The organism is Mycobacterium noviomagense (genome assembly GCF_010731635.1).
Taxonomy (GTDB): Bacteria; Actinomycetota; Actinomycetes; order Mycobacteriales; family Mycobacteriaceae; genus Mycobacterium; species Mycobacterium noviomagense.
On the sequence record NZ_AP022583.1, the window covers coordinates 4522747 to 4547922 of the forward strand.

Consider the following 25176-nt stretch of genomic DNA (forward strand, 5'->3'; position numbering starts at 1 on the left):
ACCTACGTGGCGATCGCAAGCGCGGCGGGGCCGGGCGCAGCGGGTCTCCACCATCAGCACCGCGGCGACGAGCCGCTAGGCCGGAACCACGATCAGCTCGTGCGGCCGGTGGTTGACAGGCATCGCACCGTCGTCGGTGACGACGACGATGTCTTCGATGCGCGCCCCCCAGCGGCCCGGGAAGTAGACGCCGGGCTCGACCGAAAACGCCATGCCCGTGGCCAGTGGCAGCTGGTTGCCGGCGACGATGTATGGCTCTTCGTGTACCGCCAGACCGATGCCGTGGCCGGTGCGGTGCACGAAATACTCCCCTAAGCCGGCTTCGGCCAGCACATCGCGGGCGGCGGCGTCGACTTCTTCGGCGGTTATTCCCGGACGCACTGCCTCGACAGCGGCGCGCTGGGCGCGCTGCAGCACCGAATAATGCTGCGCAACTTCGGGATTCGGTTCGCCGAGGCTGTAGGTGCGCGTCGAGTCCGAGTGGTAGCCGGGCCCGCAGGCGCCGCCGATGTCGACGACGACCATGTCACCGGCCTGCAATTCGCGATCCGAACACTCGTGGTGCGGGTCGGCGCTGTGCGGGCCAGACCCGACAATGACGAACGCAACCTCCGAATGGCCCTCGGCGACAATGACTTCCGCGATGTCGGCGGCGACGTCGGCCTCTCTTCGACCGGGCGCCAGAAACCCGGGCACTCGGGCATGCACCCGGTCGATGGCCGCACCCGCGGTGCGAAGCATATCGACCTCGGCCGCATCCTTGACCATCCGCAAGTCGCGCAGCACACCGGTCGCCAACACCGGCGTCACACCCAGCACGTCGGTGAGTGGCAGCAGGTGCAGTGCGGGCATGGATTCGGTCACCGCCACTTTGGCCCCGCCCAGGGCGTCGGCCACCAGCCGATAAGGGTTCTCGCCGTCGACCCAATCCCGCACCGTCAGGCCCAGTTCCGGCACGGCCGACTCCTTGAGCGAAGCCAGCTCCAGTCGCGGCACCACCACGCTGGGATCACCGGAGACCGGCAACACCAGCGCAGTGAGCCGCTCGAAAGTCTGTGCGCGCGAACCGATCAGGTACTGCAGGTCGTAGCCAGGGGTGATGACCAGCCCGGCAAGTCCCGCCTTGGCTGTGGCGGCGGTCGCCGCGGAGAGCCGGCGTGCATAGATGTCGGCGTCGAATCGGCGCGAACGCATGGCATCAGGCTAACGTGACCTGCATGCCCGCACCCTTGTTGCTGCTCGACGGCGCCAGCATGTGGTTTCGAGCCTTCTACGGGGTGCCGTCCTCGATCACCTCGCCCGACGGGCGACCGGTGAACGCGGTGCGGGGCTTCCTGGACTCGATGGCCGTGGTCATCACCCAGCAACGGCCCGCCCGCTTGGTAGTGTGCCTGGATCTGGACTGGCGTCCGCAGTTTCGGGTGGACGCCATCCCGTCATACAAAGCGCACCGGGTCGAACAGGAAAACCCGACAGGCCAAGACGTCGAGGACGTGCCCGACGAGCTGACCCCGCAAGTGGAGATGATCGAGGACATCCTCGACGCGTTCGGCATCTGCACTGCCGGAGCAGCTGGCTACGAAGCCGACGACGTGATCGGCACACTGGCCGCCCGAGAACGCCGCGACCCGGTCGTCGTCGTGAGCGGGGACCGCGACCTGCTGCAACTGGTAGCCGACGACCCGGCCCCGGTCCGGGTGCTCTACCTGGCGCGTGGGTTGACCAAGGCGACGCTGCTGGGGCCGCGTGAGGTAGCCGACCGCTACGGGCTGCCCCCCGATCGGGCCGGCGCCGCCTACGCCGAGCTGGCCTTGCTGCGCGGCGACCCGTCCGACGGTCTTCCCGGTGTGCCGGGCATCGGCGAGAAGACCGCTGCGACGTTGCTGGCTCAGCACGGCTCGCTGGCCGCCATCCTGGCCGCCGCTGAAGACCCGAAATCGTCTGTGCCCAAAGGTGTTCGGGCGAAGCTGCGCAAGGCGGCCGACTACATCGAGGCCGCCGGGCCGGTGGTGCGGGTGGCCACCGATGCACCCGTCAAGTTGTCGACGCGCAGCGATGCCCTGCCGCTGGCGGCTGCCCATCCCCGGCGCACCGCGGAACTGGCGACCCGGCTCGGGGTCGGGTCCCCGGTCGCCCGGCTGCAAAAGGCGTTGGACTCCCTGCCCTAAACCAACTGCGCGAGCAGAACGCAAAATCGCCCTTTTTCGGGCAGGAAAAGGGATCTTTACGTCTGCTGGCCTACTTCGGCCGGCCGACCTCGTAGGTGCCTTTGTTGTCCTGGAAGGTCACCGTCACCTGACGCTTGGTGCCGTCGATGCTGACGTCGCAGTCGAAACTGGCGCCCTTCTTGACGGTCGGGTTCTGGCCGTTGTTGCACTTGACGTCTTTGACGTTCTTGGCGCCGTACCCGTTGGTCTCATCGCTGAGGATCTGCTGTACCCCGGCTTGCGCCTTGTTGATGTCCAGCTTGGTCGTGACGAAGAATCCGGGCGCCCAGAAGCCGAGCACCAGCACGACCGCGACCACGATCGCGGCGAATACGCCGATCACGGTGCCGATCACCGCACGTGAGCGCTGCGGCCGCTGTTCGCCCAGCGGGCCATACTGGCCGGGATATTGACCGTATTGGCCGGGATACTGACCCGGTTGACCGTACGGCCCTTGCGGGCCGAACTGGCCGGGCTGCTGCGGATACTGGCCGGGCTGGCCGTACTGGTCGGTTTGGCCGTATCGCTCCGTCTGGCCGTACTGGCCCGGCTGGCCGTACTGGGTTGGCTGGCCGTACTGGGTTGGCTGGCCGTACTGGGTTGGCTGGCCGTACTGGGTTGGCTGGCCGTATTGCTCAGCCTGCGGATAGCCGGGCATGGTCTGCTGGTATGGCGGGTAGACCTGACCAGTCGGCTGCTGGTACTGGGGGTATTCCGAGGACGTGTACGCAGGCGGGTGCCATGTCGACTGTTCCCCGGAGGGCTGCTGCCACGTCGAGTGTTCCCCGGAGGGCTGCTGCCACGTCGAGTGTTCCCCGGAGGGCTGCTGCCACGGCGACGAGGGCTGAGCAGTCGGCTGGTCACCGCCCGTCGATTGCTGGTTCTCCCCCTGGCCGGCCGGCTGCCACGGCTGGGTGGGGTCGGATCCCTGCGGTCCGCTCATCGTGTGTTAGGTCCTCTCAGTCCTGGTCCTGCTTCACCGGATGTAACCGTAGCTCGGCGTCAGCCTACCCCGCGTCAACTGCGACGACGCCGCGCCGGACGTCGTCGATCGCACGCTGGGCGGTAGCCCGCAGCTCGGGTTCGCGGGCAGCTTTGCGCACCTGATCGAGCAGATCCAGCACCTGTCGGCACCACCGCACAAAATCCCCCGCCGACACCCCGGCGCCTGACTCGTCGGCGGCGACCAGCGCTGCGGTCAGATCCCCGGTGCTGGCCCAGCGGTAGATGGCGGTGACGAAGCCCTCGTCGGGTTCGCGGCTCAGGCTGATCCGGTGCCGCTGCTCTTCAGCGCGCAATTCCTCCGACAGCCGGCGGGTGCGAGAAAGCGCGCGGCGCAACGGCGCAGTGGGTACTTCCGTGCCAGCTGGCGCGCCGGGGCCTTCACCTCCGCGTGATTCGTACAGCACCGCCGACAGCACCGCCGCCAACTCTGCAGGCCGCAGATCGTTCCACGCGCCTGTACGCAGGCATTCGGCAACCAACAGGTCACTCTCGCTGTAGATGCGAGCCAGCAGCCGGCCGTCATCGGTGACCTGTGGATCACCGTCGGCCATCTCGATGAAACCGCGCTCAGTCAGCAGCCCGACGATGCGGTCGAACGTGCGGGCCAGCGAGTTGGTGGCCGCGGCCACCTTCTGCTGCAGCTGCGCGTTCTCGCGTTCGATGCGCAGGTAGCGCTCGGCGACCCGCATCTTCGCTTCCCGACCGGCCGCGTGGTGGGCCGGATGACGGCGCAGCTGTTCACGCAGCGACACCAGCTCACGGTCCTGAAAAGCACCGTCGCTGCTCTCACCCTTCGAACCCCGCTTGCTCCGCGTGGGGTTCGGCAGCCCGGCGGCGGCGGACCGCAGCGCCGACGCCAAATCGCGGCGCACCCGAGGCTGACGGTGTTCGACCCGCTTGGGCAAGGTCATCGACCCGACCGGCGCCGACGCGCCCGAGTAGTCGGCCGAGGAAATCCGGCCTGCCCAACGGTTTTCGGTGAGCACCAGCGGCCGCGGATCGGTGCTGTCGCGGTCGGATTCCAGGACCACCGCCAAGCCGCCGCGGCGCCCGTGGGTGATCGTGATGATGTCGCCGCGGCGCAGCGAGGCCAGCGCGTCGTTGGCTGCCTGCCGCCGCTGCGCGCGCGACGCCCGGGCCTGGGCGCGCTCCCGCTGCGAGATCCGCTCCCGTAGCCGCGCATAGTCGAGGATCGGCGCGTCGTGGCCGCCCAGCTCGCCGGCGATCTCGTCGAGCAGCCGCTGGCCGCGCTCGATACCACGGACCAGCCCCACCACCGAACGGTCGGCTTGGTATTGGGCGAACGACTGCTCCAGCAACTGGTGGGCCTGCTCGGGTCCCATCCGGTTCACCAGGTTGATCGTCATGTTGTACGACGGGGCAAACGAGCTGCGCAGCGGGAAGGTGCGGGTGGAGGCTAGGCCGGCGACTTCGGCGGGGTCGATGTCGGGGTGCCAGATCACCACCGCGTGGCCCTCGACGTCGATGCCGCGCCGACCGGCCCGGCCGGTCAGTTGGGTGTACTCCCCCGGTGTCAGCGGCAGGTGCTGCTCACCGTTGAACTTCACCAGCCGTTCGAGCACCACTGTGCGGGCGGGCATGTTGATTCCCAGCGCCAACGTCTCGGTGGCGAACACGGCCTTGACCAATCCGGCGGTGAACAGCTCCTCGACGGTGTGCCGGAACGCCGGCAGCATCCCGGCGTGGTGGGCGGCCAGCCCGCGCATCAGTCCTTCGCGCCACTCGTAGTAGCCGAGGACGGCAAGGTCTTCGTCGGCCAGGTCGCCGCAGCGGTGATCGATGACCTCGGCGATCCGCGCCCGATCCTCCTCGGTGGTCAACCGCAGCGGCGAGCGCAGGCATTGGGCGACCGCGGCGTCGCAGCCGGCGCGGGAGAACACGAACGTGATCGCGGGTAGCAGCCCTTCGCGGTCCAACGTCGCGATGACGTCAGGCCGGCTGGGTGGCCGGTAGAAACCCTGTCGGGAACCGGATCGGCCGGGTCCTGCTCTTCCCGCCTGCCGGCGGGGGCCCCGCCAGTCGACGAGACGATCCGCTTCGCGCCGATTGGCGATGTGCCGCACCAGGTTTGGCGATACCCGCGGCTTGCCGGCGTCGGTGTCATAGTCGAACAGGTCGAAAAGTCGTCTGCCGACGAGCATGTGCTGCCACAGCGGCACCGGCCGGTGTTCGTCCACCACCACGGTGGTGTCGCCGCGCACGGTCTGGATCCAGCCGCCAAACTCCTCGGCGTTGCTGACTGTCGCCGACAGGCTGACCAGCCGCACCTCGTCGGGCAGATGCAGGATGACCTCTTCCCAGACCGGGCCGCGCATCCGGTCGGCGAGGAAATGCACCTCGTCCATCACGACGTAGGAAAGCCCTTGCAGCACAGGTGAATCCGCGTAGAGCATGTTGCGTAGCACTTCGGTGGTCATCACCACCACGGGCGCATTGGCGTTGACCGACAGGTCGCCGGTGAGCAGCCCGATCGCATCCCGGCCGTAGCGTGCGGTCAGGTCGGTGTGTTTCTGGTTGCTCAGCGCTTTCAGCGGCGTGGTGTAAAAGCATTTGCCGCTGGCGGCCAGCGCCAAATGCACGGCGAACTCGCCGACCACCGTCTTGCCCGCCCCGGTCGGCGCGCACACCAGCACACCGTGGCCCCGCTCCAGAGCAGCGCAGGCGCGCTGCTGGAAGTCGTCCAGCGCAAAGGGCAGTTCCGCGGCAAACCGGGTCAGCTCCGGCACCCCGGTCACGGCGCCGCCGCCGACGTGCGCGAGCGTGCGCAGTTGTACGTCTGCGGCGGCGTGTCCGCGTACAGACACGCACGGTCGGCACATCGGGGCCTAGGTGATGTCGTCATGGGCTCCGGCGATGTGCGAGGGTTCCGGTATCGGCGACGGCTGCTCGATGGGCGAGGCTTCGTCGTCGGGAATCATGGCCTGCCGCTTGGCTTTGCGCTTGTCGTGCAGCCGGGCGATCTGGATGGCCAGCTCGAGCAGCAGGGTCAGCGCCAGGCCCAGCGCAATCATCGAAAACGGATCAGACCCGGGCGTGAATACCGCCGCGAACACGAACATCGCGAAGATCAGTCCGCGCCGCCAGGATTTGAGCCGGGCGTAGCTGAGCACACCCGCCAGGTTGAGCATGACGATCAGCAGCGGAAACTCGAAGCTGATCCCGAACACCAGCAGCAGGTTGATCAGGAACCCGAAATAGCGATCGCCCGACAGCGCGGTCACCTGCACGTCGCTGCCCACGGTCAACAGGAACCGCAACGCCTTCGACAAGACCAGGTAGGCCAGCACCGCCCCGGCCATGAACAGCAGCGCCGCCGGAATCACGAACGCCACAGCGAAGCGGCGCTCCTTTTTGTACAGCCCCGGGGTGATGAATGCCCACAGCTGATACAGCCACATCGGGCAGGCCAACACCAACCCCGCGGTCAGCCCGACTTTCAGTCGCAGCATGAACTGGTCGAACGGCGCAGTCGCCAGCAACCGGCATTGGCCGTTAGGGGCGATTTCGGCGCGGGCCGACTGCGGTAGCGCGCAGTACGGATGCCGCAGCCACTCACCGAGGCTTTCCAGGCCGAACAAGGAGTGCGAATACCAGACAAATCCGACTGCGGTGGTAAGCGCGATCGTGGCCAGCGAGATCAACAACCGGGTGCGCAGCTCGGTGAGGTGATCCACCAGCGACATCGTGCCGTCGGGGTTGGTACGGCTGCGGCGCAGACGCGGATCGAGGCGCCGCAGTATTCGGGTGGTGCGCACGACGGGCGAATCAGTGCCGCTCAGGGCACCGCGACGAGGACGCCGGGCTAGGCCGACTGGCCGCCGGCCGCCGGCGGCTCGACCCGCTCGGACTGCACCGGGGTGGTCGGCGCGGTGGGAGTGGCAGGCGTCTCCGACTTGTGTTCGTTTTGCAGTTCACGGACTTCTGACTTGAAGATGCGCAACGACTTGCCCAGCGAGCGTGCCGCGTCGGGAAGCCGCTTGGCACCGAACAGCAGGACCACCACGACGGCAAGGATCGCCCAGTGCCACGGACTCAGACTGCCCACTTTGATTACCTCCAGACGTCCACCCGATGCTACCGCAGCTCGCAGGGGTCTTACCCGGACCGCGCCGCGGCCTGGTATGCGTCCAGCGCCGCCACGGCCGCCTCGCGCACCCGCTTGGCCAAGGATTCCGGCGCCAGTACCTGCACCGCCGACCCGAAGCCGAGCACCAGCCGCGTCATCCAATCGTCGGAGGCATACGTCATGGCCGCCTCGCAGTGGCCGTCGGGCAGCTCGCGCAGCAGGCGCATCGGGTAGTACTCGAACATCCACGACGCCGACGGCGCGATCCGCAATGTCGCCGACGGCAGCGAGGGATCGGCGTCGAACAGCGAGGTGTCGGGTGGCGATTGCACTGCCGGCTCCGGAGGCGCCGACGGCTCGTCGAGCACCCGGGCCTCGACGATGCGGTCGAACCGGAACAGCCGCACCCCTTCGGCCTCGCGGGACCACGCCTCCAAGTAGCTGTGGTCGCCGATCAACAGCACCCGGATCGGGTCGACGATCCGGCTGGACAGCGTGTCGTGCGAGGCGGAGTAGTAGTCGATGGCCAGTGCGCGGTTGTCGCGCACCGCGGCGCGGACCGCGGCCGCGGCTTCGCTTTCGGCGGGCGCCGGCTCCTCGACCGCGGCTGCGTGGGTGCCGTGTGCGGCACTGCCGGCGGCCGATTCGATTTTGGCAATCGCGCTGCGCGCGGCCTCGGGATCTACCAGGCCGGGGATGTCGGCCAGTGCCCGCAGCGCCACCAGCAGACCGGTGGCCTCCGGGGAGGTGAGCTGCAGCGGCCGGTCGATACCCGCCGAAAACGTCACTTCGATGGTGTCGCCCGAGAATTCGAAGTCGATCAAGTCGCCGGGCCCGTAGCCGGGAAGACCGCAACACCACAGCTGGTCGAGATCGTCCTGCAGTTGTTTGACGGTCACGCCCAGGTCCGCGGCGGCCTCGGCGCGGGTGATCCGTGGGTTGGCCTGGAAATACGGCACCATGTTCAGCAGCCGCACCAGCCGAGTCGACACGGCAGTCATGAGCGCTGCACTTCGCTGACCTCCGCCTGGGCCCGCAGGCGGGCCAGCACCTCGTCACGCAGGGACGCCGGCTCGAGTACGACGGCGTCCGCGCCGTAGCCGGTGACTTCCCGCGCGAGCCGGTCGCTGGATCCGATGTCGAGTTCGATCACCTCGCCGTCGCGGCCCGCCAACTGGCGCGGACCCAGCGATTTGCCAGCGCGCCGCAACGCGGTGGCCCGCCCGTCGGCCACCCACACCTGCGCCTGCAAACCCGTCGGCGCCTCGGCGACGGTCTGGGCCACGATCTGGCGAAGGTCGACGCCTTCGGGACGGGTGACCGCGCCGGCTGGACCGATCGGTGTCACCTCGGCGCCGATGCGGGACAACCGGAAGACGCGGGTGGCGTCGCGGTCGCGGTCATGCCCGACGAGATACCAGCGGCCCTGGTGGGTCACCACACCCCAGGGTTCAACGGTGCGGGTGGTGTAGGGCTCGCTGCGCGACGGCCGGTGCGGAAACTGTACCGCTCGCCCGGCGTCGATGGCTGCCAACAGCACGCTCAGTACGTTCTCCGACCCGCGCAACCCCGGCAGCGCGGCGGTCGAGGCAATCGCCACCGGGGCGTCGGGGTCGACGTCCACCCCGGCCGCCCGCAGCTTGAGCAATGCTCCCTGGGTGGCGGTGATCAGTTCGGGCGACTCCCACAGTCGGGTGGCCACGGCGACGGCGGCCGCCTCGTCGGGCGTCAGCTCCACCGGCGGCAGCGCATAGGCGTCGCGGTTGATGCGATAGCCCTCGGTCGGGTCCAGCGCTGACACCCTGCCGGTCTCCAGGGGGATACCGAGGTCGCGCAACTCGCTTTTGTCGCGCTCGAACATGCGGGAGAACGCCTCGTCGCTGGGGCTTTCGGAGTAGCCGGCCACAGTTGCCCTGATTTTCTCGGCGGTGATGTAGCCGCGGGTGGACAGCAGCGCGATGACGAGGTTCGTCAACCGTTCGACTTTGGAGGTCGGCATCGCCTAGCAGAGTAACCGCTACATGCTGGCGATGAGCCGCTTGACCCGTTCGTCGACCGACCGGAACGGGTCTTTGCACAACACCGTGCGCTGCGCCTGGTCGTTGAGCTTGAGATGCACCCAGTCGACGGTGAAGTCACGTCCGGCTGCCTGCGCGGCGCTGATGAACTCGCCGCGCAACCGGGCGCGGGTGGTCTGCGGCGGCGTGTCGACGGCCTCTTCGATTTCCTCGTCGGTGGTGATCCGCGCCGCCAGGCCCTTGCGCTGCAGCAGGTCGAACACCCCGCGACCGCGTTTGATGTCGTGGTAGGCCAAGTCGAGCTGCGCGATCTTGGGGTCGGACAGCTCGATGTTGTAACGGTCCTGGTAGCGCTGGAACAGCTTGCGCTTGATCACCCAGTCGATCTCGGTGTCGACCTTGGCGAAGTCCTGGCTTTCGACGGCGTCGAGCTGGCGGCCCCACAGGTCGACCACCTGCTCGATCTGGGCGTTGGGCTCCCGGGTCTGCAGGTGTTCGACGGCGCGGGCGTAGTACTCGCGCTGGATGTCCAGCGCGCTGGCCTGCCGCCCGCCGGCCAACCGCACCGGGCGCCGGCCGGTGACGTCGTGGCTGACCTCCCGGATGGCCCGGATGGGGTTGTCCAGCGAGAAGTCCCGGAACGCCACGCCCGCTTCGATCATCTCCAGCACCAGCGCCGCCGTGCCGACCTTGAGCATGGTGGTGGTCTCGCACATGTTGGAGTCGCCGACGATGACGTGCAGGCGCCGGTACTTTTCGGCGTCGGCGTGCGGCTCGTCGCGGGTGTTGATGATGGGGCGGCTGCGGGTGGTGGCCGACGAGACGCCTTCCCAGATGTGCTCGGCGCGCTGACTCAGGCAGAACGTGGCGGCCTTGGGCGTTTGCAGCACCTTGCCGGCCCCACAGATGAGCTGGCGGGTCACCAGGAACGGCAGCAGCACGTCGGAGATCCGGGAAAACTCGCCGGCCCGCACGATCAGGTAGTTCTCGTGGCAGCCGTAGGAGTTGCCGGCCGAGTCGGTGTTGTTCTTGAACAGGTAGATGTCGCCGCCGATGCCCTCGTCGGCCAGCCGCTGCTCGGCGTCGATCAGCAGGTCTTCAAGCACCCGCTCGCCCGCGCGGTCGTGGGTGACCAGCTGCACCAGGTTGTCGCATTCGGCGGTCGCGTACTCCGGATGGCTGCCCACGTCGAGGTAGAGCCGGGCGCCATTGCGCAGGAACACGTTCGAGCTGCGGCCCCAGGACACGACGCGACGAAACAAGTATCGGGCCACCTCGTCCGGTGACAGACGCCGGTGGCCGTGAAATGTGCAGGTGACACCGAATTCGGTCTCGATGCCCATGATTCGCCGCTGCACGATTCGAGCGTACTGGTTAAACGCGCATAGGGTGTGGAAGCCCCGCTGTGGATGGTGCAGGTGACATGCTGCGCTCACGTGCCAGGGTGAGGCATGCCGGCCTCAGCGACCGAGACCGCGCGGCTACGCACGCACGCCGCCGGCTTCACCGGGTTGGCCGACAAGCTCGATGAGCTGCGACGAACCACGGCGGCCTCGGACACCGACGGGCGCCGCTCCAGGTAGTTCGTCGTAACGTCACTCGACGTCAAGGCACGCTTTACCGGCATTCCGATACCGCTTCGGTAAAGTCGAGGGTGCTAGTTGCTCATCAGAGAGGTGCTTGTAGTCCGGTGGATAGACCCAGGGCCGCGGAGCATCCGCGGCCGGACCACGTCATTGCACACATCAGCGACACCCATCTAGTAGCCGGCGACGACGACCTTTACGGACACGTCGACGCGGACGCCCGGTTTTCCGAGCTGCTCGAGCGGCTGGAGGCCTCCCAAACTTGTCCCGACGCGTTGATCTTCACCGGCGACCTGGCCGACACCGGCCAGCCGGACGCCTACCGCAAGTTGCGCGAACTCGTCGAGCCGTTGGCCGACCGCCTTGGCGCTCAGGTCATTTGGGTGATGGGCAACCACGACCATCGAGCCGCGCTGCGCGAACATCTGTTGCGCGAGAGCCCGACGATGGCGCCGATGGACCGCGTGCACGATATCGGCGGATTGCGCGTAGTGGTGCTGGACACTTCGGTTCCCGGCCACCACCACGGCGAGATCGCGCCCGAGCAGTTGCGGTGGCTGGCCGACCAGCTGGCCGACCCAGCTCCGTTCGGCACCATCCTCGCCATGCACCACCCCCCGATCCCCTGCGTGCAGGATCTCGCTGTCATGGTGGAGCTGCGCGACCAGACAGCGTTGGCCGACGTGCTACGCGGCACCGACGTGCGCAGCATCCTGGCCGGACACCTGCACTACTCGACCACAGCCACTTTCGCCGGCATCCCGGTGTCGGTGGCCTCGGCCAGCTGCTACACCCAAGATCTGCTGACGCCGGGAACTCGTGGGCGCGACGGCGCACAGGCGTTCAATCTCGTGCACTGTTACCCAGACACTGTCGTACACACCGTCATTCCGCTGGCCGCCGGACCCACGGTCGGGCGGTTCGTCCCGCCCGGAACGGTGCAGCGTGAACTCAGCGACGCTCAGGTGAGCATCCTGCCGGCGGCCCGAATACCGCGCATCCCACCGCAATTGGCACACCGCAGGTGATTCCCAGCGGACGGGACCAACGCACCCGCCCGCTGGGTCGTCTCACTCGTCGGCGACGGCCCGCTCCCACGGTGCCGGCACTGGGAAGTAGCCTTCCAGGAACTCGCCAACCGCACGCGCTCGCTCCTCGGCGCTCACCTCGGGGAAGCTGCCGTCATTGAGGCAGAAGAAGTCGAACTTGCGCTTCCTCAGCAGTTTCGGCAGTTTCGCCAGCCCAGACCGCAAGGTGGTGTCCACGTAGAGCACCTTCGCCGCCTCGTTCTGCACCGCCCGCCCGGTCATCAACGCGTAGTAGTGATACAGCGAGTTGGTCACCGAAATGTCGGTGCTGCACCGGAAACGGCTCGCCTGAGTGCGGGCGAAGTCCTCCGCGAACTCGCGCTCGAGCTCGAACAGGACGCTCTTGCGCAACGGAGCAGCGGTGTGCTCCAGGTGACGGGTGATGATCTTGCCGAACCTCTCCCACAGCAGTTGCCGGTTGACCCGTGCGGCGTTCTCGAAGCCGCTGCGCTCGGGGTGGTTGACGCCCAACCCGATTCGGGTTCCCGCTTCGATGAACTTGGTGACCCCGCCCGGGGAGAAGAACATCGCCGGCGACAGCGTCCGCCCGAAGAACATGTCGTCGTTGGAGTACAGGAAATGCTCAGCCAGGCCAGGGATGTGGTGCAGCTGGGTCTCCACGGCGTGGCTGTTGTACACGGGCAGCGCGGAACGGTCGGTGAAGTGCTCCTCGGCACGCACGATCGTGATCTTCGGGTGCGGAGCCAGCCACTGCGGTACCGGCGAGTCGGTCGCGATGAAGATCCGGCGCACCCACGGCGCGAATGCGTGCACCGACCGCAGGGCGTACTTCAGCTCGTCGATGTGGCGGATCCGCGCGTCGGCGTCATCACCTTCCCCCACAACGTGATTCGCCATCGCCGCCGCCCGGCGCGCCCGGAACTCCGGGTCGTTGCCGTCCACCCAGGAGAACACCATGTCGATGTCGAACGTGATGTCCCCGGCGTGCGGGGTGAACATCCCGGCGATCGTCGGCCATGTCCGGCCGTGCAGTTCGACTTCTGTGTATTCAACCTCGCTGAGCGCCAAGGTCTTGCGGGTCAGCGAGTTCTCGATGGGGCAGACCGCCTGCTCGCCGTCGAACACCCAGAACTGCAGTTCGACGCCGGCCGAGGCGCCGTAACGCATGCCGGAGCGCGGGCATTCGCGCCGGCGGAATATCCGCAGCAACCGCGGGTCCGGTGACACAGAGAGCAGCCCGTCACCGAGATACACAGAGCGGCGGCCAGTGCCGTCGAGAACCTTGGCGCGCAGCGGCGCGTCCAGGCAGGCCGCCATCAAAGCGTCGGCCACCCGGGCGCGCAGGGCGATATCGACCACGAGTGCCGGGCGTCCGTCCGCGCCGCGGATGAGTAGGAACGGAATACCGGCGCGCTCCAGCTCGCCGCGGATGTACAGCAAGTCCTGCTGCATAGCCTCGTACGGAGTCAGGCGCAGCCCATCGGCTGAACCGACGACGTGGAAGTCGATCGTGCTGGTCATGGGAACACCCGCCTTCCGTACTCGATCCCGGTCACAACATGCACACAGAGGGACACCGCAGATGCGGGTCGAGCGGCGACATTGCCCTCACACGTTGAGCTTTGGCACTGGCCGACGTATGCCCGCCGAGGCGGGAAAGCCACTTGGGACCACCCCTTAAGCCGGGGAGATCTGTCCTGATCTTGGGCGTCTCTCGACGTCGTCAGATCAGTGGCCTATGTTCGTCCAGGAGCCTCGCCTAACGAGGTGCTCCCGCAAGGTAGCACCGATTTCAGCGTTCGGCAACACTGTGGCAACACTGTCCGGGCTGCGGCCAAAGCCGTTGGTGTTGTTCGGGTCCCGCGTCGCGGCCGAACCGGTCACCGATGCCGCGCCGCCAGCCGTAACCGCACGGCCATCAGGATGACACCGAGCGCGTTTCCGCCGGGGATGTCGCAATGGTCGTCACACCGGCAGGACCCCCACACCTGATCATGCCAGGTGTTTCCTTCCACCAGCAGTACGCCGTGGGTGTCCAGGAGCCGGCGAGCCAAGCCGGGGTTGTTATCGAACTTGGCGCTGACCACCTCTTCCATCGCCGCGAATTTGCCGCCGGCTTCCCAGCCCTCGACCAGCGGCGCGGCACGCCCGATCTGCTTGGCGCGTGCCGGATCATCGGTGTCACGAATGGCCGCAACCGCCGCAGGGTCGCGCGTCTTCGCCGCGGCGAAGGCATGTTCGCTGGTTGGATACAGCCAGCCCCGATGCGGGGTGGGCGCAGGTGCGAAGTTCGACAAGAACAGGTACTGCCCCGCGAAGGAGTCGATTATCGGGATATGCAGCGCGTTCATCGGGCGACCTCCGCAGCTTGCAATCCTGTCCTGTGGGCCAAGCTACGCGACCCGCCGAATACGCGTCACGCGAAGTGCGCGACGTTCAATCGGCGGGCTACTTCGACGACTTGCCGTCAGCCGAGCCAGAAGCCTCGGGTTTGGGCAGCAGCGCTTCCAGCGCCGCGCCGGTGATCCGCCGAAACGCCCGTCGCGGCCGGTTCTGGTCGAGGATCGCGACTTCCAGGGTCGACACACCCAAGGCCGGCTGGTCGCCCGAGCCGTTGCCGCTGCCCGCCCGCAGCGCCTCGACGGCGATCCGCACCGCGTCGGCCAGGTCGGCGTTTTCGGTGTAGGAATCCTTGAGCGCGTTGGCGATCGGCTCGGTTGTGCCACCCATGACGACGTAGTGCGGCTCGTCGTTGATCGACCCGTCGTAGGTGATCCGGTACAGCTCAGGGGGTTTGGATTCGCCGTAGTGCGCCACCTCGGCCACGCACAGCTCGACCTCATACGGCTTGGCCTGCTCGGTGAAGATGGTGCCCAGGGTCTGCGCGTACACGTTGGCCAGCTGTCGGCCGGTGACGTCGCGGCGGTCGTAGGCGTAGCCGCGGGTGTCGGCGAACTGGATGCCGCCGCGGCGCAGGTTGTCGAATTCGTTGAACTTACCCGCGGCCGCGAAGCCGACCCGGTCGTAGAGCTCGCTGATCTTCTGCAGCGAGCGCGACGGGTTTTCGGCGACGAACAACACACCGCCCGCGTAGGCCAGCGCCACCACGCTGCGGCCCCGGGCGATGCCCTTGCGGGCGAGCTCGCTGCGCTCGCGCATCGCCTGCTCGGGCGAAATGAAATACGGGAAGCTCACTTCTCACCCGCTTGCGCGTCCGGGCCGAAAGTGTCGGCGCGCGACCGGCTTTCGATGACCTCGCGGGCCAGCTCGGCGATGCGCTCCTCGGGCACGTCGACGGCGCCCTCGGGTCCGATGTTGACCGCCGTGGGGAAGATGCCGCGAACCAGATCCGGCCCGCCGGTGGCGGAGTCGTCGTCGGCGGCGTCGTAGAGCGCCTCCACCGCCACCCGCAGCGCCGAATCGGCGTCGGTGACCTGCGAGTAGAGCTTTTTCATCGACGATTTGGCGAAGATCGAACCCGACCCCACCGCCTGGTAGCCCTCTTCTTCGATGTTCCAGCCTCCAGCGGCGTCGAACGACACGATGCGGCCGGCCTTTTGTGGATCAGGATCGTCGATGTCGAGGCCGGCGAGCAGCGGCAGCGCGACCAACCCCTGCATGGCCGCGCCGAGGTTGCCGCGGACCATGATCGCCAGGCGGTTGACTTTGCCGTTGAAGGTGAGCGGGACGCCTTCCAACTTTTCGTAGTGTTCGAGTTCGACGGCGTAGAGCCGGGCGAACTCGACCGCGATGGCGGCAGTGCCGGCGATGCCCGTCGCGGTGTAGTCGTCGGTGATGTAGACCTTCTTGATGTCGCGCCCGGCGATCATGTTGCCCTGGGTGGATCGGCGGTCACCGGCCATGACCGCACCACCGGGGTATTTGAGCGCGACGATCGTTGTCCCATGCGGCAGCTGGTGACTGGGCGCACCGGTTCCGACGGGCTCGGGGGCGCCGGCGGAGACCGGCAATAGCTCCGGCGCCTGGCGGCGCAGGAAGTCGGCGAACGAGGACAGATCTACGGGGCTAGCGGGGACTCCGGGAAGTGCTGAATTCGTGACAAGGCGATCGCGGAACGGCCAGGTCACTGTCCGCCCTTTTGGACGTACGCGCGCACGAAGTCCTCGGCGTTCTCCTCGAGAACGTCGTCGATCTCGTCGAGCAGATCGTCGGTTTCCTCGGTCAGCTTTTCGCGACGCTCCTGGCCCGCGGCGTTGCTGCCGGTGAGGTCGTCGTCATCGCCGCCGCCACCGCCACGCTTGGTCTGCTCCTGAGCCATCGCTGCCTCCTGCTTCGTCATCGGCGCCGCATCACGCCGGCGCCGGTTCCTCTACCCTACCGGTCCACGCCGACCTTTCCTTCCGTAACGAAGCTCACGTCGTCAGTTGTTCCACCAGTTCACCCGCACTGTCGACCGAATCCAGCAACGCCCCGACGTGCGCCTTGCTGCCACGCAGCGGCTCGAGCGTGGGAATGCGCACCAGCGAGTCGCCGCCCAGGTCGAAGATCACCGAGTCCCAGCTGGCGGCGGCGATGTCGGCGCCGAATCGGCGCAGGCACTCGCCGCGGAAGTAGGCGCGGGTGTCGGTGGGCGGGTTCTCCACCGCGTTGAGCACCTGTTGTTCGGTGACCAGCCGCTTCATCGAGCCGCGGGCGACCAGGCGGTTGTAGAGGCCCTTGTCCAACCGGACGTCGGAGTACTGCAGGTCGACCAGATGCAGCCGCGGGGCCGACCAGTTGAGGTTCTCCCGCTGGCGGAACCCTTCGAGCAGGCGCAGCTTGGCCGGCCAGTCCAGCAGCTCGGCGCACTCCATCGGATCGCGCTCGAGCAGGTCGAGTACGTGCGCCCAGGTTTCCACGATGTCGTTAGCGCGCGGGTCGGGGTCGCGGGAGTCGACCAGCTTCGCCACCCGGTCCAGGTAAATCCGTTGGAGGGCAAGCCCGGTCAGTTCCCGGCCGTCGGCCAGCGCCACCGTGGCCCGCAGCGACGGGTCGCGGCTGATGGTGTGCACGGCGTGCACCGGGCGCGCGAGCGCCAGATCGCTTAAGTCGATGCCCTCTTCGATCAGGTCGAGCACCAGCGCCGTGGTACCGAGTTTCAGGTATGTCGATGTCTCGGCGAGGTTGGCGTCGCCGATGATGACATGCAGTCGCCGGTATCGGTCGGCGTCGGCGTGGGGCTCGTCGCGGGTATTGATGATGCCGCGTTTGAGCGTGGTTTCCAGGCCGACCTCGACCTCGATGTAGTCGGCGCGCTGCGCGAGCTGAAACCCGGGTTCGTCGCCCGCGGGGCCGATGCCCACCCGGCCTTGGCCGGTGATCACCTGGCGGGACACCAGAAACGGGGTCAGACCCACGATGACGGCCGAGAACGGGGTCTGGCGGCTCATCAGGTAGTTCTCGTGCGACCCGTAGGAGGCGCCCTTGCCGTCGACGTTGTTTTTGTACAGCTGCAGCCTCACCGCCCCGGGCACGCTGGCGACGTGGCGGGCGGCCGCCTCCATCACCCGCTCCCCGGCCTTGTCCCAGATGACCGCGTCCAGCGGGTCGGTGCATTCGGGCGCGGAGTATTCGGGGTGTGCGTGGTCGACGTAGAGTCGCGCCCCGTTGGTCAAGATCATGTTGGCGGCGCCGACCTCGTCGGCGTCGACCACCGGCGGCGGGCCGGCTGAGCGGCTCAGGTCAAACCCGCGGGCATCACGCAGCGGTGATTCCACCTCGTAGTCCCAGCGGGTGCGCTTGGCGCGCTGAATGCCGGCGGCCGCCGCGTAGGCCAGCACCGCCTGGGTCGAGGTGAGGATCGGGTTCGCGGTCGGGTCCGACGGCGACGAGATGCCGTACTCGACCTCCGTCCCGATAATCCTTTGCATGGCTAAAGCCTAGGCGACGGCGAGGATGCGGCCCGCGAAGCGGGGCGAGGAGGAGCCGCACAATCCAACCCAGCGACGGCGACGATGCGGCCCGCGAAGCGGGGCGAGGAGGAGCCGCATGCCGGACGGCGGGCCCGGCTACGCCGGGCGCCCGTCGGCAAACGGCGGGCTAAGGCTTTGCTAACGGTGACCGCCGGCATTGACGCATGTGACGCCCAATGACTAACTTCACCCTGGTGTCCGCCGAAGCGCTGCGTGAGCCGCTGACCGGGTTGTCCGGGAAGCGCTATGGCGAAGTGCTGCTGGTAACCCCCGGCGAAGCGGGCCCGCAGGCCAACGTCTACAACAGCTTCCCGCTCAACGACTGCCCCGCCGAACTGTGGTCCAAGCTTGACCCGCAGGCCATCGCGGCGGAGAACGGCGCGGCCGCAGCGCTGCTCAACGGGCCGCGCTACTGGCTGATGAACAGCATCGAGAAGACGTCCCAGGGTCCGCGGCTGATCAAGAACTTCGGCGGCATCGAGATGCAGCTGCAGGCCACCGTCTTGCTGACCGCGTTGAACCCGGCGCCCTACACCGCGAATCAGGTCGACCGCAACACGGTCTTCACCTTCGACGCCGGAGAAGAGATATACGAACTGCACGACCCCGCTTTCCGACGCTGGGTGATGCAGACCTGGAGCCAGATCGTGGACCCCAACCTGTCGCGCGCGGACTTGCCCAAACTGGGCGAGCGGCTCAACTTGCCGGAGGGATGGACCTACCAGTCACGAGTGCTGGAGGCCCCTTTGCGCATTGACACCACCACCCACGCCGCGCAGGTTCTGCAGGACGACCTGAAAAACAGCTATTCGCTGCTGGCCGACTGACCCGCCGGCGCCGGGTGCGAGCGGGCGCAGTTGTACGGGCTTTGCGGCGTGTCGGTGTACAAACACGCGCCCGCTCGCGCACGAGGGTGCGCCTACAGGTACTGGCCCAGGTTCGACTCGGTGTCGATGGCCCGCGACGCGCTGGAGCTCTTGCCGGTGACCAGCGTGCGGATGTAGACGATTCGCTCGCCCTTCTTGCCAGAGATCCGCGCCCAGTCATCCGGGTTGGTGGTGTTGGGCAGGTCCTCGTTCTCCGCGAACTCGTCGACGATCGAATCCAGCAGGTGCTGGATACGCAACCCGGGCTGACCGGTCTCCAGCACCGACTTGATCGCGTTCTTCTTCGCCCGGTCGACGACGTTTTGGATCATCGCCCCGGAGTTGAAGTCCTTGAAGTACATGACTTCCTTGTCACCGTTGGCGTAAGTGACCTCCAGGAACCGGTTCTCGTCGATCTCGGCGTACATCCGCTCGACAACCTTTTCGATCATCGCCTTGATGCAGGCCGAACGGTCGCCGCCGAATTCGGCGAGGTCGTCGGCGTGCAGCGGCAGCTCCTCGGTGAGGTACTTGGAGAAGATGTCTTGCGCGGCTTCGGCGTCCGGCCGTTCGATCTTGATCTTGACGTCGAGGCGGCCGGGCCGCAGGATCGCGGGGTCGATCATGTCCTCCCGATTGGAGGCGCCGATCACGATGACGTTCTCCAGCCCCTCCACCCCGTCGATCTCGGACAGCAGCTGCGGGACCACCGTCGTCTCCACATCGGAGGAAACCCCGGTGCCGCGGGTGCGGAAGATCGAGTCCATCTCGTCGAAGAACACGATCACCGGCGTTCCTTCGGAGGCTTTCTCGCGGGCCCGCTGGAAGATCAACCGGATGTGGCGCTCGGTCTCGCCGACGAACTTGTTAAGCAGCTCGGGGCCCTTGATGTTGAGGAAGTACGACTTGGCTTCCTTGGCGTCGTCGCCGCGGACCTCGGCCATCTTCTTGGCCAGCGAGTTGGCCACCGCCTTGGCGATCAGCGTCTTGCCGCAGCCCGGCGGTCCGTAAAGCAGCACACCCTTGGGCGGGCGCAGCGCATACTCCTTGTAGAGCTCCTTGTGCAGGAACGGCAGTTCGACCGCGTCGCGGATCTGCTCGATCTGGCGAGAGAGGCCACCAATGTCGTCGTAGCTGACGTCGGGCACCTCCTCCAGCACGAGGTCTTCGACTTCTGCCTTCGGGATGCGCTCGAACGCATAGCCGGCCTTGGTGTCGACCAGCAACGAGTCGCCGGGACGCAACTTACGCGGTCTCGTGTCGTCGTTCAGGGCGTCCGGAATCCCGTCAGGCAGGTCCTCGGCAACCAGCGGCTCGGCAAGCCAGACGATGCGTTCCTCGTCCGCGTGGCCGACGACCAGGGCCCGGTGACCGTCGGAAAGAATTTCGCGCAAGGTGGAAATTTCGCCGACCGATTCGAATGTGCCGGCCTCGACAACGGTCAGGGCTTCATTCAACCGGACGGTTTGGCCCTTCTTTAGGGTGTGGACGTCAATGTTCGGAGAGCACGTCAGTCGCATTTTGCGGCCGGAGGTGAACACGTCGACCGTGTCGTCGTCGTGGGTTGCCAGCAGCACGCCGTAACCACTGGGCGGCTGGCCCAACCGGTCGACTTCCTCGCGCAGCGCCAGCAGCTGCTGGCGCGCTTCCTTCAGCGTTTCCATCAGCTTGGAGTTGCGCGCAGCCAGGGAGTCGATACGCGCCTCGAGTTGGTGCACATCACGGGCTCCGCGGACAGGTCCTTGCGATCCGACAGCGTTGTCGAGTTGCTCTCGAAGCAGGGCGGCTTCGCGCCGCAACTCTTCTAATTCGGCGGCGTCGTCGCTGGACAACTCTCGTTCCCGAGGGGTTCCGAACATTTCACGCTCTGAGTCACCCATGTTGAGCTCCTTTCGCGGCGCCGGAAGTTGGCGCGGCGGATACTTCAACGCTACCGGCGATTTGGGATTCATGTAGGGATCAAAATTCAACACATAAGTACCCACTGGTAGCCTTCGCACCGAATCAGGCCGATCGAAAGGACACCCAAAAACGTGAAATCCCTAGCCACAGGCTTGGCGGCCGTCGCCGCAATAGGTGCAGCGGCCGCTGGTGTGACATCGATTGCATCAATAGCCGTGTCGGCGCCTCACGTGCAGCCGGTCGCCTTCGGCGCGCCGCTGCCGCTCGATCCGGCGGCCGACGTGCCGACCCCCGACCAACTCGTCAGCGTTCTCAACGGCCTGCAGAACCCCAACGTTCCGTTTGCGAGCAAGAGCAGCCTGGTCGAAGGCGGCGTCGGCGGGGTCGAAGGCCGCATCGCCGACCGGAAGCTGCAAAAAGCGGCCCAAAACGGTTCGCTCCCGCTGTCGTTCACCGTCGCGAACATTGCGCCGGCGGGACCCGGTGCCGCCTCGGCGGATATCACTGCCTCAGGCCCGAATCTTGCGCCGACGACCCAGAACATCACATTCGTCAACCAGGGCGGCTGGAAGCTGTCCCGGAGTTCGGCGATGTCGCTGCTGCAGGCCGTGCAGGCCTCGGGCTGACCGCTCCTGGATGGATGCGCCGGAAGCTGTTGGTCGTCTTGAGTGCCGCCACCGTTGTGGCGGCACTTGGGCTATCAGGGTGCTCGCATAGCGGGCGCGGCTCTGCCCCGTCGTCGTCGTCACGTGCAGGGTCGTCATCGGTTGCGTCGACAGCGGTGGCGTCGAGTCCCCCGCCCACTCCGCAGACTCCGCCGCTGCCCCCACCCGAAGCGCTCACCGACGTGTTGTACCGGCTCGCCGACCCGGCGGTGCCGGGCGCCCAGAAGGTCAACCTCGTCGAAAGCGCGACACCGGATAATGCCGCGGCTCTGGAAAAGTTTGCCACCGCATTGGTCGACGGCGGCTACGCGCCTGTGACTTTCAACGCGACAGACCTCGCCTGGTCGGACAAAGATCCGGCCGATGTGGTGGCCACCGTCAACGTCAGCTCACCGAAACGGGACGCTCCCGGGTTCTCGTTCCCGATGGAGTTCAAGCCCTACCAAAGTGGCTGGCAGTTGTCGCATCAGACCGCGGACATGCTGCTGGGCTTCGGCAGCCCGCAGACCGCTACGCCGCCCATGCCGACGCCGTAGTCAACCCGTATGTGGATCGGCTGGCTCGAATTCGACGTGCTGCTCGGCGACGTGCGCTCACTGAAACAAAAACGCTCGGTGATACGCCCTCTCGTAGCCGAACTGCAGCGCAAGTTCAGCGTGTCGGCCGGCGAGACCGGGTCGCACGACCTCTACCGGCGGGCCGGCATCGGTGTGGCCATGGTGTCGGGCGATCGCGGCCATGCCGTCGAGGTGCTCGACGCCGCCGAACGTTTGGTGGCCGCGCACCCGGAGTTCGAGTTGCTGTCGGTGCGCCGCGGCCTGCATCGCAGCGACGACGACTGACCGAGCTACCTACAGCTGTCGCTTGCGGCGCAAGACCGTCGGCGTGACGGTGCCGGGGGCAAGCCGGCGCGCCGAGACCAAAAACGCGGTATGGCCGCGCATGGTGTGCTCCGGGCGAACCGCCAGCCCGACGACGTTCCACCCCCGTTGCAGCGTTTCCCACGCTCGCGGCTCAGTCCAGCACTGCTGTTGGCGCAAGGTCTCCACGGTCTTCGACAGCTGGGTGACGGTGGCCACGTAGATCATCAGCACACCACCGGCGACCAGCATCTGCGACACCGCGTCCAGTACGTCCCATGGCGCGAGCATGTCCAGCACCGCCCGGTCCACGGCGCCTGCGGCCAGATCGCAGTCGGCGAGGTCGGCGATGACAAGTTGCCAGTTGTCCGGTCGGCGGCCGTGGAACGCCTCGACATTGCGGCGGGCATGCTCGGCGTGGTCGGCCCGCACCTCGTAGGAGATCACCTGCCCGTGCGGCCCGACCGCCCGCAGCAGTGAGCAGGTCAACGCGCCTGATCCGGCGCCGGCTTCCAGGACCCGGGCCCCTGGGAAGATGTCGCCCTCATGCACGATCTGCGCGGCGTCTTTCGGATAGACCACCTGGGCACCGCGCGGCATCGACATCACGTAGTCCACGAGCAGCGGGCGCAGCGCCAAGAAGTCGTCGCCGTTGCTGGATTTCACCACGCTGCCTTCGGGCAGGCCGATCACCGCGTCGTGGGCGATCGCGCCGCGGTGGGTGTGGAACTCGGCGCCCGCGGTGAGCAGCATCGTGTAGTGGCGACCCTTGGTGTCGGTTAGCTGGACACGGTCACCCACAGCGAACGGGCCGGTCCCCGACATCATTGACACAGTCGTCTAGCGTGCCAGCACACGGGCGGTAACCGGTGCGCGGGGCGCCGAGTGCATCGGGTACTTCGGTGATTGCCGGCACCCATTGACGGATTCGCCTTTGCGCCAAGCCGATATCCGGATCAGGCAGACCGTCCGCTTTATGTGCGCGGGGCGACGCCGTCGGCGATGAGTGCATCCGCGACGCGCTTGGCGTGATCGGCCGGTATGGCGAAACCCAAACCGGTGGAACCGATTCGGCCCTGGCCGCTGTCGTCGGCCACCACCGCGATCGCACAGTTGACTCCGACGAGCGCACCGTTCATGTCGACAAGGGCACCGCCGGAGCTTCCGGGGTTAATTGCGGCGTCGGTTTGAATGGCGTCGGGCACGGCGATGTGGTCGCTGCCGCCACTGCGGCTCGGCAGCGGGCGGTGCAGCGCCCGCCGGTGAATGCCGTGGTGATACCGAAGCTCGTGCCGACCGTGAACCACGCCGTCTGTGCCGACCATGCCAACGGGCACCGGGCCGCGATCGGCGTGTCCGACTGCACGCCCGTGTCTGGCCTGAGTCATCGGTTGACGATCCTTGGTGAAGTCAATTGCTTGTGGCTGGCGTAGCGAACGCCTTGCACCCACGCATGCAACTTTCCCTGTTTGCGCGGTCAGGAAACCTTGTGGCCGACGCCACGACGAGGTGTCGATCGCAGCAGGGGGCTCCGCACGTCTCCACAATCGTCTGGACACAGACATCGGTGTGGTAGCGGGTTTTTGTCGGAGCTTTGTGATTGCATCAGGCCATGACGTCGACATGCACCGGTACACCTGCTTCCGCGCAGGTGGCACGGCCGGCGGCGTTGTCCCCGTCACGGGCGGCCGACTTCAAGCAGTGCCCTCTGCTGTATCGGTTCCGTGCGATCGACCGGTTGCCCGAGCCGCCGTCGACGGCCCAGCTACGGGGCTCAGTGGTCCATGCGGCGCTGGAACAGCTCTACGCGTTGCCGCCGGTGCAGCGTGGCCATGACACCGCACTGACGCTGGTCGCGCCGGCCTGGGAGCAGATGGTCGCCGAGCAACCGGAGTTGGCCGCCGCGCTTGACCCGCAACAGCAGGCCGAATTGCTCGACGAGGCCCGCGCATTGTTGTCCGGGTACTACCGGCTGGAAGACCCGACCCGATTCGACCCGCAAAGCTGCGAGCAGCGCGTCGAGGTCGAGCTGGCCGACGGCACGCTGCTGCGCGGCTTCATCGACCGCATCGACGTCGCGCCGACCGGTGAGTTGCGGGTGGTCGACTACAAGACAGGCAAGGCACCGCCGGCGGCGCGCGCACTGGCGGAGTTCAAGGCTTTGTTTCAGATGAAGTTCTACGCCGTGGCGCTGCTGCGGTCGCGCGGTGTGCTTCCGACTCGGCTGCGGCTCATCTACTTGGCCGACGGTGAGCTGCTCGACTACTCCCCCGACCACGAAGAGCTGCTGCGCTTCGAGAAGACGCTGATGGCGATCTGGCGGGCCATCCAATCCGCAGGTGCCACTGGGGATTTCCGTTCCAGGCCGTCGCGGCTCTGCGATTGGTGCCCGCACCAGCAGCACTGCCCGGCTTTCGGGGGAACGCCGCCGCCGTATCCGGGTTGGCCCGCCAGCCAGCCGACGGAGCCGACCGCGGTTGCGGCCGGCGACGCCGCTGAAATGCTTTGCTAGAGAACCGCTGTCATCACGGCTACGGCGACCCCGCCCAGGACCGCGACCGTATCTTCCAGGAGCGCCGCTGAGCGGTCGTGGCCGCCAGTGGCGCTGACCAGCCGGACCCGTGCCTCGTAGCCGCCGACGGTGCCGACCACCGCGCCGACGGCGCCCGCGCCGAGGCCGCTCCAGGTGTAGCCCCAGGCGGTGCCGATAACGGCGCCGGCGAACGCGCCCAGGACAATTCGGGCGACGAACGAGGCGACGACGGTGCGGCTGGGTGTCATCGGGAGCTTGTCGGTGACCAGTTCGATGACCGCAAGGACGGTGAGGATGGCGACCGTCACCGGGTGAGCCGTCCACGACGCCCACGTCCCGTCGAGGTTGATCCAGTCGAGCAGGGCCGCCCATGCCACCACCGCGGGAGCTGTCAGGGCACGTAATCCGGCGACGACACCGATCAACAATGCGAGCAGCAGCACAAGTGTGTGCGTCACGGCGATCCTCCTGGCACGGGGACAGTCC

At 67.1% G+C, this 25176-nt stretch carries 25 protein-coding genes, 1 pseudogene and 1 riboswitch; of the genes and pseudogenes, 8 read left to right on the forward strand and 18 right to left on the reverse strand.

Translation table 11 applies throughout. The annotated features are described in order from the left end of the window. Window positions 1-75 precede the first annotated feature (75 nt). On the reverse strand, window positions 76-1194 hold the full coding sequence (locus G6N15_RS21415) for a M24 family metallopeptidase (RefSeq protein ID WP_083087399.1): 1119 nt from the start codon (window positions 1192-1194) through the stop codon (window positions 76-78). A 23-nt stretch (window positions 1195-1217) separates the two neighbouring features. Here G6N15_RS21415 and G6N15_RS21420 point away from each other — a divergent pair, with 23 nt between their 5' ends. After that, window positions 1218-2168 carry a 5'-3' exonuclease gene (locus G6N15_RS21420; RefSeq protein ID WP_083087400.1) on the forward strand — a complete coding sequence of 317 codons (951 nt, stop codon included), beginning with the start codon at window positions 1218-1220 and terminating at the stop codon, window positions 2166-2168. Window positions 2169-2238: 70 nt separating this feature from the next. On the opposite strand, the gene G6N15_RS21425 is transcribed toward G6N15_RS21420, so the two are convergent. The 7 genes from G6N15_RS21425 to pafA form a co-directional block, all read right to left on the reverse strand. Then, the gene (locus G6N15_RS21425) at window positions 2239-3150 is read right to left on the reverse strand and encodes a DUF4333 domain-containing protein (RefSeq protein ID WP_083087401.1); all 912 of its coding nucleotides are present in this window, start codon (window positions 3148-3150) and stop codon (window positions 2239-2241) included. Between the two features lie 64 nt (window positions 3151-3214). Then, window positions 3215-5968 carry a DEAD/DEAH box helicase gene (locus G6N15_RS21430; protein WP_083087419.1) on the reverse strand — a complete coding sequence of 918 codons (2754 nt, stop codon included), beginning with the start codon at window positions 5966-5968 and terminating at the stop codon, window positions 3215-3217. A 90-nt stretch (window positions 5969-6058) separates the two neighbouring features. Beyond that, window positions 6059-6916, reverse strand: a complete 858-nt coding sequence (gene tatC / locus G6N15_RS21435) for a twin-arginine translocase subunit TatC (RefSeq protein ID WP_083087420.1) — start codon at window positions 6914-6916, stop codon at window positions 6059-6061. 119 nt (window positions 6917-7035) lie between these two features. Beyond that, the gene (gene tatA / locus G6N15_RS21440; RefSeq protein WP_083087402.1) at window positions 7036-7278 is read right to left on the reverse strand and encodes a Sec-independent protein translocase subunit TatA; all 243 of its coding nucleotides are present in this window, start codon (window positions 7276-7278) and stop codon (window positions 7036-7038) included. A gap of 50 nt (window positions 7279-7328) precedes the next feature. Further along, window positions 7329-8300 carry a helix-turn-helix transcriptional regulator gene (locus G6N15_RS21445; protein ID WP_083087403.1) on the reverse strand — a complete coding sequence of 324 codons (972 nt, stop codon included), beginning with the start codon at window positions 8298-8300 and terminating at the stop codon, window positions 7329-7331. Further along, window positions 8297-9298 (reverse strand): helix-turn-helix transcriptional regulator, encoded by a 1002-nt coding sequence (locus tag G6N15_RS21450; protein WP_083087404.1) that lies wholly within the window; start codon window positions 9296-9298, stop codon window positions 8297-8299. The genes G6N15_RS21445 and G6N15_RS21450 overlap by 4 nt, the downstream gene beginning before the upstream one ends. 18 nt (window positions 9299-9316) lie before the next feature. Next, window positions 9317-10675, reverse strand: a complete 1359-nt coding sequence (gene pafA / locus G6N15_RS21455; protein WP_139797809.1) for a Pup--protein ligase — start codon at window positions 10673-10675, stop codon at window positions 9317-9319. A 93-nt stretch (window positions 10676-10768) separates the two neighbouring features. Here pafA and G6N15_RS23560 point away from each other — a divergent pair, with 93 nt between their 5' ends. Further along, a complete protein-coding gene (locus G6N15_RS23560) occupies window positions 10769-10900 on the forward strand; it encodes a hypothetical protein (protein WP_264019248.1) in 132 nt (43 codons plus the stop codon). Between the two features lie 107 nt (window positions 10901-11007). Then, window positions 11008-11931: a phosphodiesterase gene (locus G6N15_RS21460; protein WP_083087406.1), complete on the forward strand. Its 924-nt coding sequence runs from the start codon at window positions 11008-11010 to the stop codon at window positions 11929-11931. 42 nt (window positions 11932-11973) lie between these two features. Here the strand turns inward: G6N15_RS21460 and G6N15_RS21465 are convergent, their stop codons facing one another. The 6 genes from G6N15_RS21465 to dop all read right to left on the reverse strand — a co-directional run bounded on the left by G6N15_RS21465 (window position 11974) and on the right by dop (window position 17822). After that, complete coding sequence (locus G6N15_RS21465; protein ID WP_083087407.1) at window positions 11974-13473, reverse strand: stealth family protein; 1500 nt, start codon at window positions 13471-13473, stop codon at window positions 11974-11976. A gap of 79 nt (window positions 13474-13552) precedes the next feature. After that, a riboswitch (M-box (ykoK) riboswitch) is annotated at window positions 13553-13726 on the reverse strand. A 106-nt stretch (window positions 13727-13832) separates the two neighbouring features. Then, entirely contained in the window at window positions 13833-14303 is a 471-nt protein-coding gene (locus tag G6N15_RS21470) for an NADAR family protein (protein WP_083087408.1), read from the reverse strand. 97 nt (window positions 14304-14400) lie between these two features. After that, a complete protein-coding gene (gene prcA / locus G6N15_RS21475; RefSeq protein ID WP_083087409.1) occupies window positions 14401-15147 on the reverse strand; it encodes a proteasome subunit alpha in 747 nt (248 codons plus the stop codon). Further along, on the reverse strand, window positions 15144-16040 hold the full coding sequence (prcB, locus tag G6N15_RS21480) for a proteasome subunit beta (protein WP_083087410.1): 897 nt from the start codon (window positions 16038-16040) through the stop codon (window positions 15144-15146). Before prcB ends, prcA begins: the two co-directional genes overlap by 4 nt. Continuing rightward, a complete protein-coding gene (locus tag G6N15_RS21485; RefSeq protein WP_083087421.1) occupies window positions 16037-16231 on the reverse strand; it encodes a ubiquitin-like protein Pup in 195 nt (64 codons plus the stop codon). The genes prcB and G6N15_RS21485 overlap by 4 nt, the downstream gene beginning before the upstream one ends. A 94-nt stretch (window positions 16232-16325) precedes the next feature. After that, window positions 16326-17822: a pup deamidase/depupylase gene (gene dop / locus G6N15_RS21490; RefSeq protein ID WP_083087411.1), complete on the reverse strand. Its 1497-nt coding sequence runs from the start codon at window positions 17820-17822 to the stop codon at window positions 16326-16328. 218 nt (window positions 17823-18040) lie between these two features. Here dop and G6N15_RS21495 point away from each other — a divergent pair, with 218 nt between their 5' ends. Then, window positions 18041-18691 carry a hypothetical protein gene (locus G6N15_RS21495; RefSeq protein ID WP_139797810.1) on the forward strand — a complete coding sequence of 217 codons (651 nt, stop codon included), beginning with the start codon at window positions 18041-18043 and terminating at the stop codon, window positions 18689-18691. Between the two features lie 92 nt (window positions 18692-18783). Here G6N15_RS21495 and arc read toward each other — a convergent pair whose 3' ends face one another. Next, the gene (arc, locus tag G6N15_RS21500; protein ID WP_083087423.1) at window positions 18784-20610 is read right to left on the reverse strand and encodes a proteasome ATPase; all 1827 of its coding nucleotides are present in this window, start codon (window positions 20608-20610) and stop codon (window positions 18784-18786) included. 132 nt (window positions 20611-20742) lie between these two features. Here arc and G6N15_RS21505 point away from each other — a divergent pair, with 132 nt between their 5' ends. From G6N15_RS21505 to G6N15_RS21515, 3 genes are read left to right on the forward strand one after another with little or no spacing between them, the layout of a single operon-like run. Continuing rightward, window positions 20743-21258, forward strand: a complete 516-nt coding sequence (locus tag G6N15_RS21505; protein WP_232070500.1) for a hypothetical protein — start codon at window positions 20743-20745, stop codon at window positions 21256-21258. A 14-nt stretch (window positions 21259-21272) separates the two neighbouring features. Beyond that, the gene (locus tag G6N15_RS21510; RefSeq protein WP_163748198.1) at window positions 21273-21833 is read left to right on the forward strand and encodes a hypothetical protein; all 561 of its coding nucleotides are present in this window, start codon (window positions 21273-21275) and stop codon (window positions 21831-21833) included. 9 nt (window positions 21834-21842) lie between these two features. After that, window positions 21843-22139, forward strand: a complete 297-nt coding sequence (locus tag G6N15_RS21515; protein WP_083088917.1) for a DUF503 domain-containing protein — start codon at window positions 21843-21845, stop codon at window positions 22137-22139. A 9-nt stretch (window positions 22140-22148) separates the two neighbouring features. Here G6N15_RS21515 and trmI read toward each other — a convergent pair whose 3' ends face one another. Both trmI and G6N15_RS23635 read right to left on the reverse strand, forming a co-directional pair. Continuing rightward, the gene (gene trmI, locus G6N15_RS21520; protein ID WP_083088925.1) at window positions 22149-22982 is read right to left on the reverse strand and encodes a tRNA (adenine(58)-N(1))-methyltransferase TrmI; all 834 of its coding nucleotides are present in this window, start codon (window positions 22980-22982) and stop codon (window positions 22149-22151) included. 161 nt (window positions 22983-23143) lie between these two features. Beyond that, a pseudogene (locus G6N15_RS23635) lies at window positions 23144-23782 on the reverse strand (S1C family serine protease); the annotation flags it as partial. Here G6N15_RS23635 and G6N15_RS21530 point away from each other — a divergent pair. Beyond that, window positions 23770-24669: a RecB family exonuclease gene (locus G6N15_RS21530; protein ID WP_083088916.1), complete on the forward strand. Its 900-nt coding sequence runs from the start codon at window positions 23770-23772 to the stop codon at window positions 24667-24669. The pseudogene G6N15_RS23635 and the gene G6N15_RS21530 sit on opposite strands and share 13 nt — an antisense overlap. On the opposite strand, the gene G6N15_RS21535 is transcribed toward G6N15_RS21530, so the two are convergent. After that, entirely contained in the window at window positions 24666-25148 is a 483-nt protein-coding gene (locus G6N15_RS21535) for a DUF4126 family protein (protein WP_083088915.1), read from the reverse strand. The two genes, G6N15_RS21530 and G6N15_RS21535, sit on opposite strands and share 4 nt — an antisense overlap. Window positions 25149-25176: the final 28 nt, after the last annotated feature.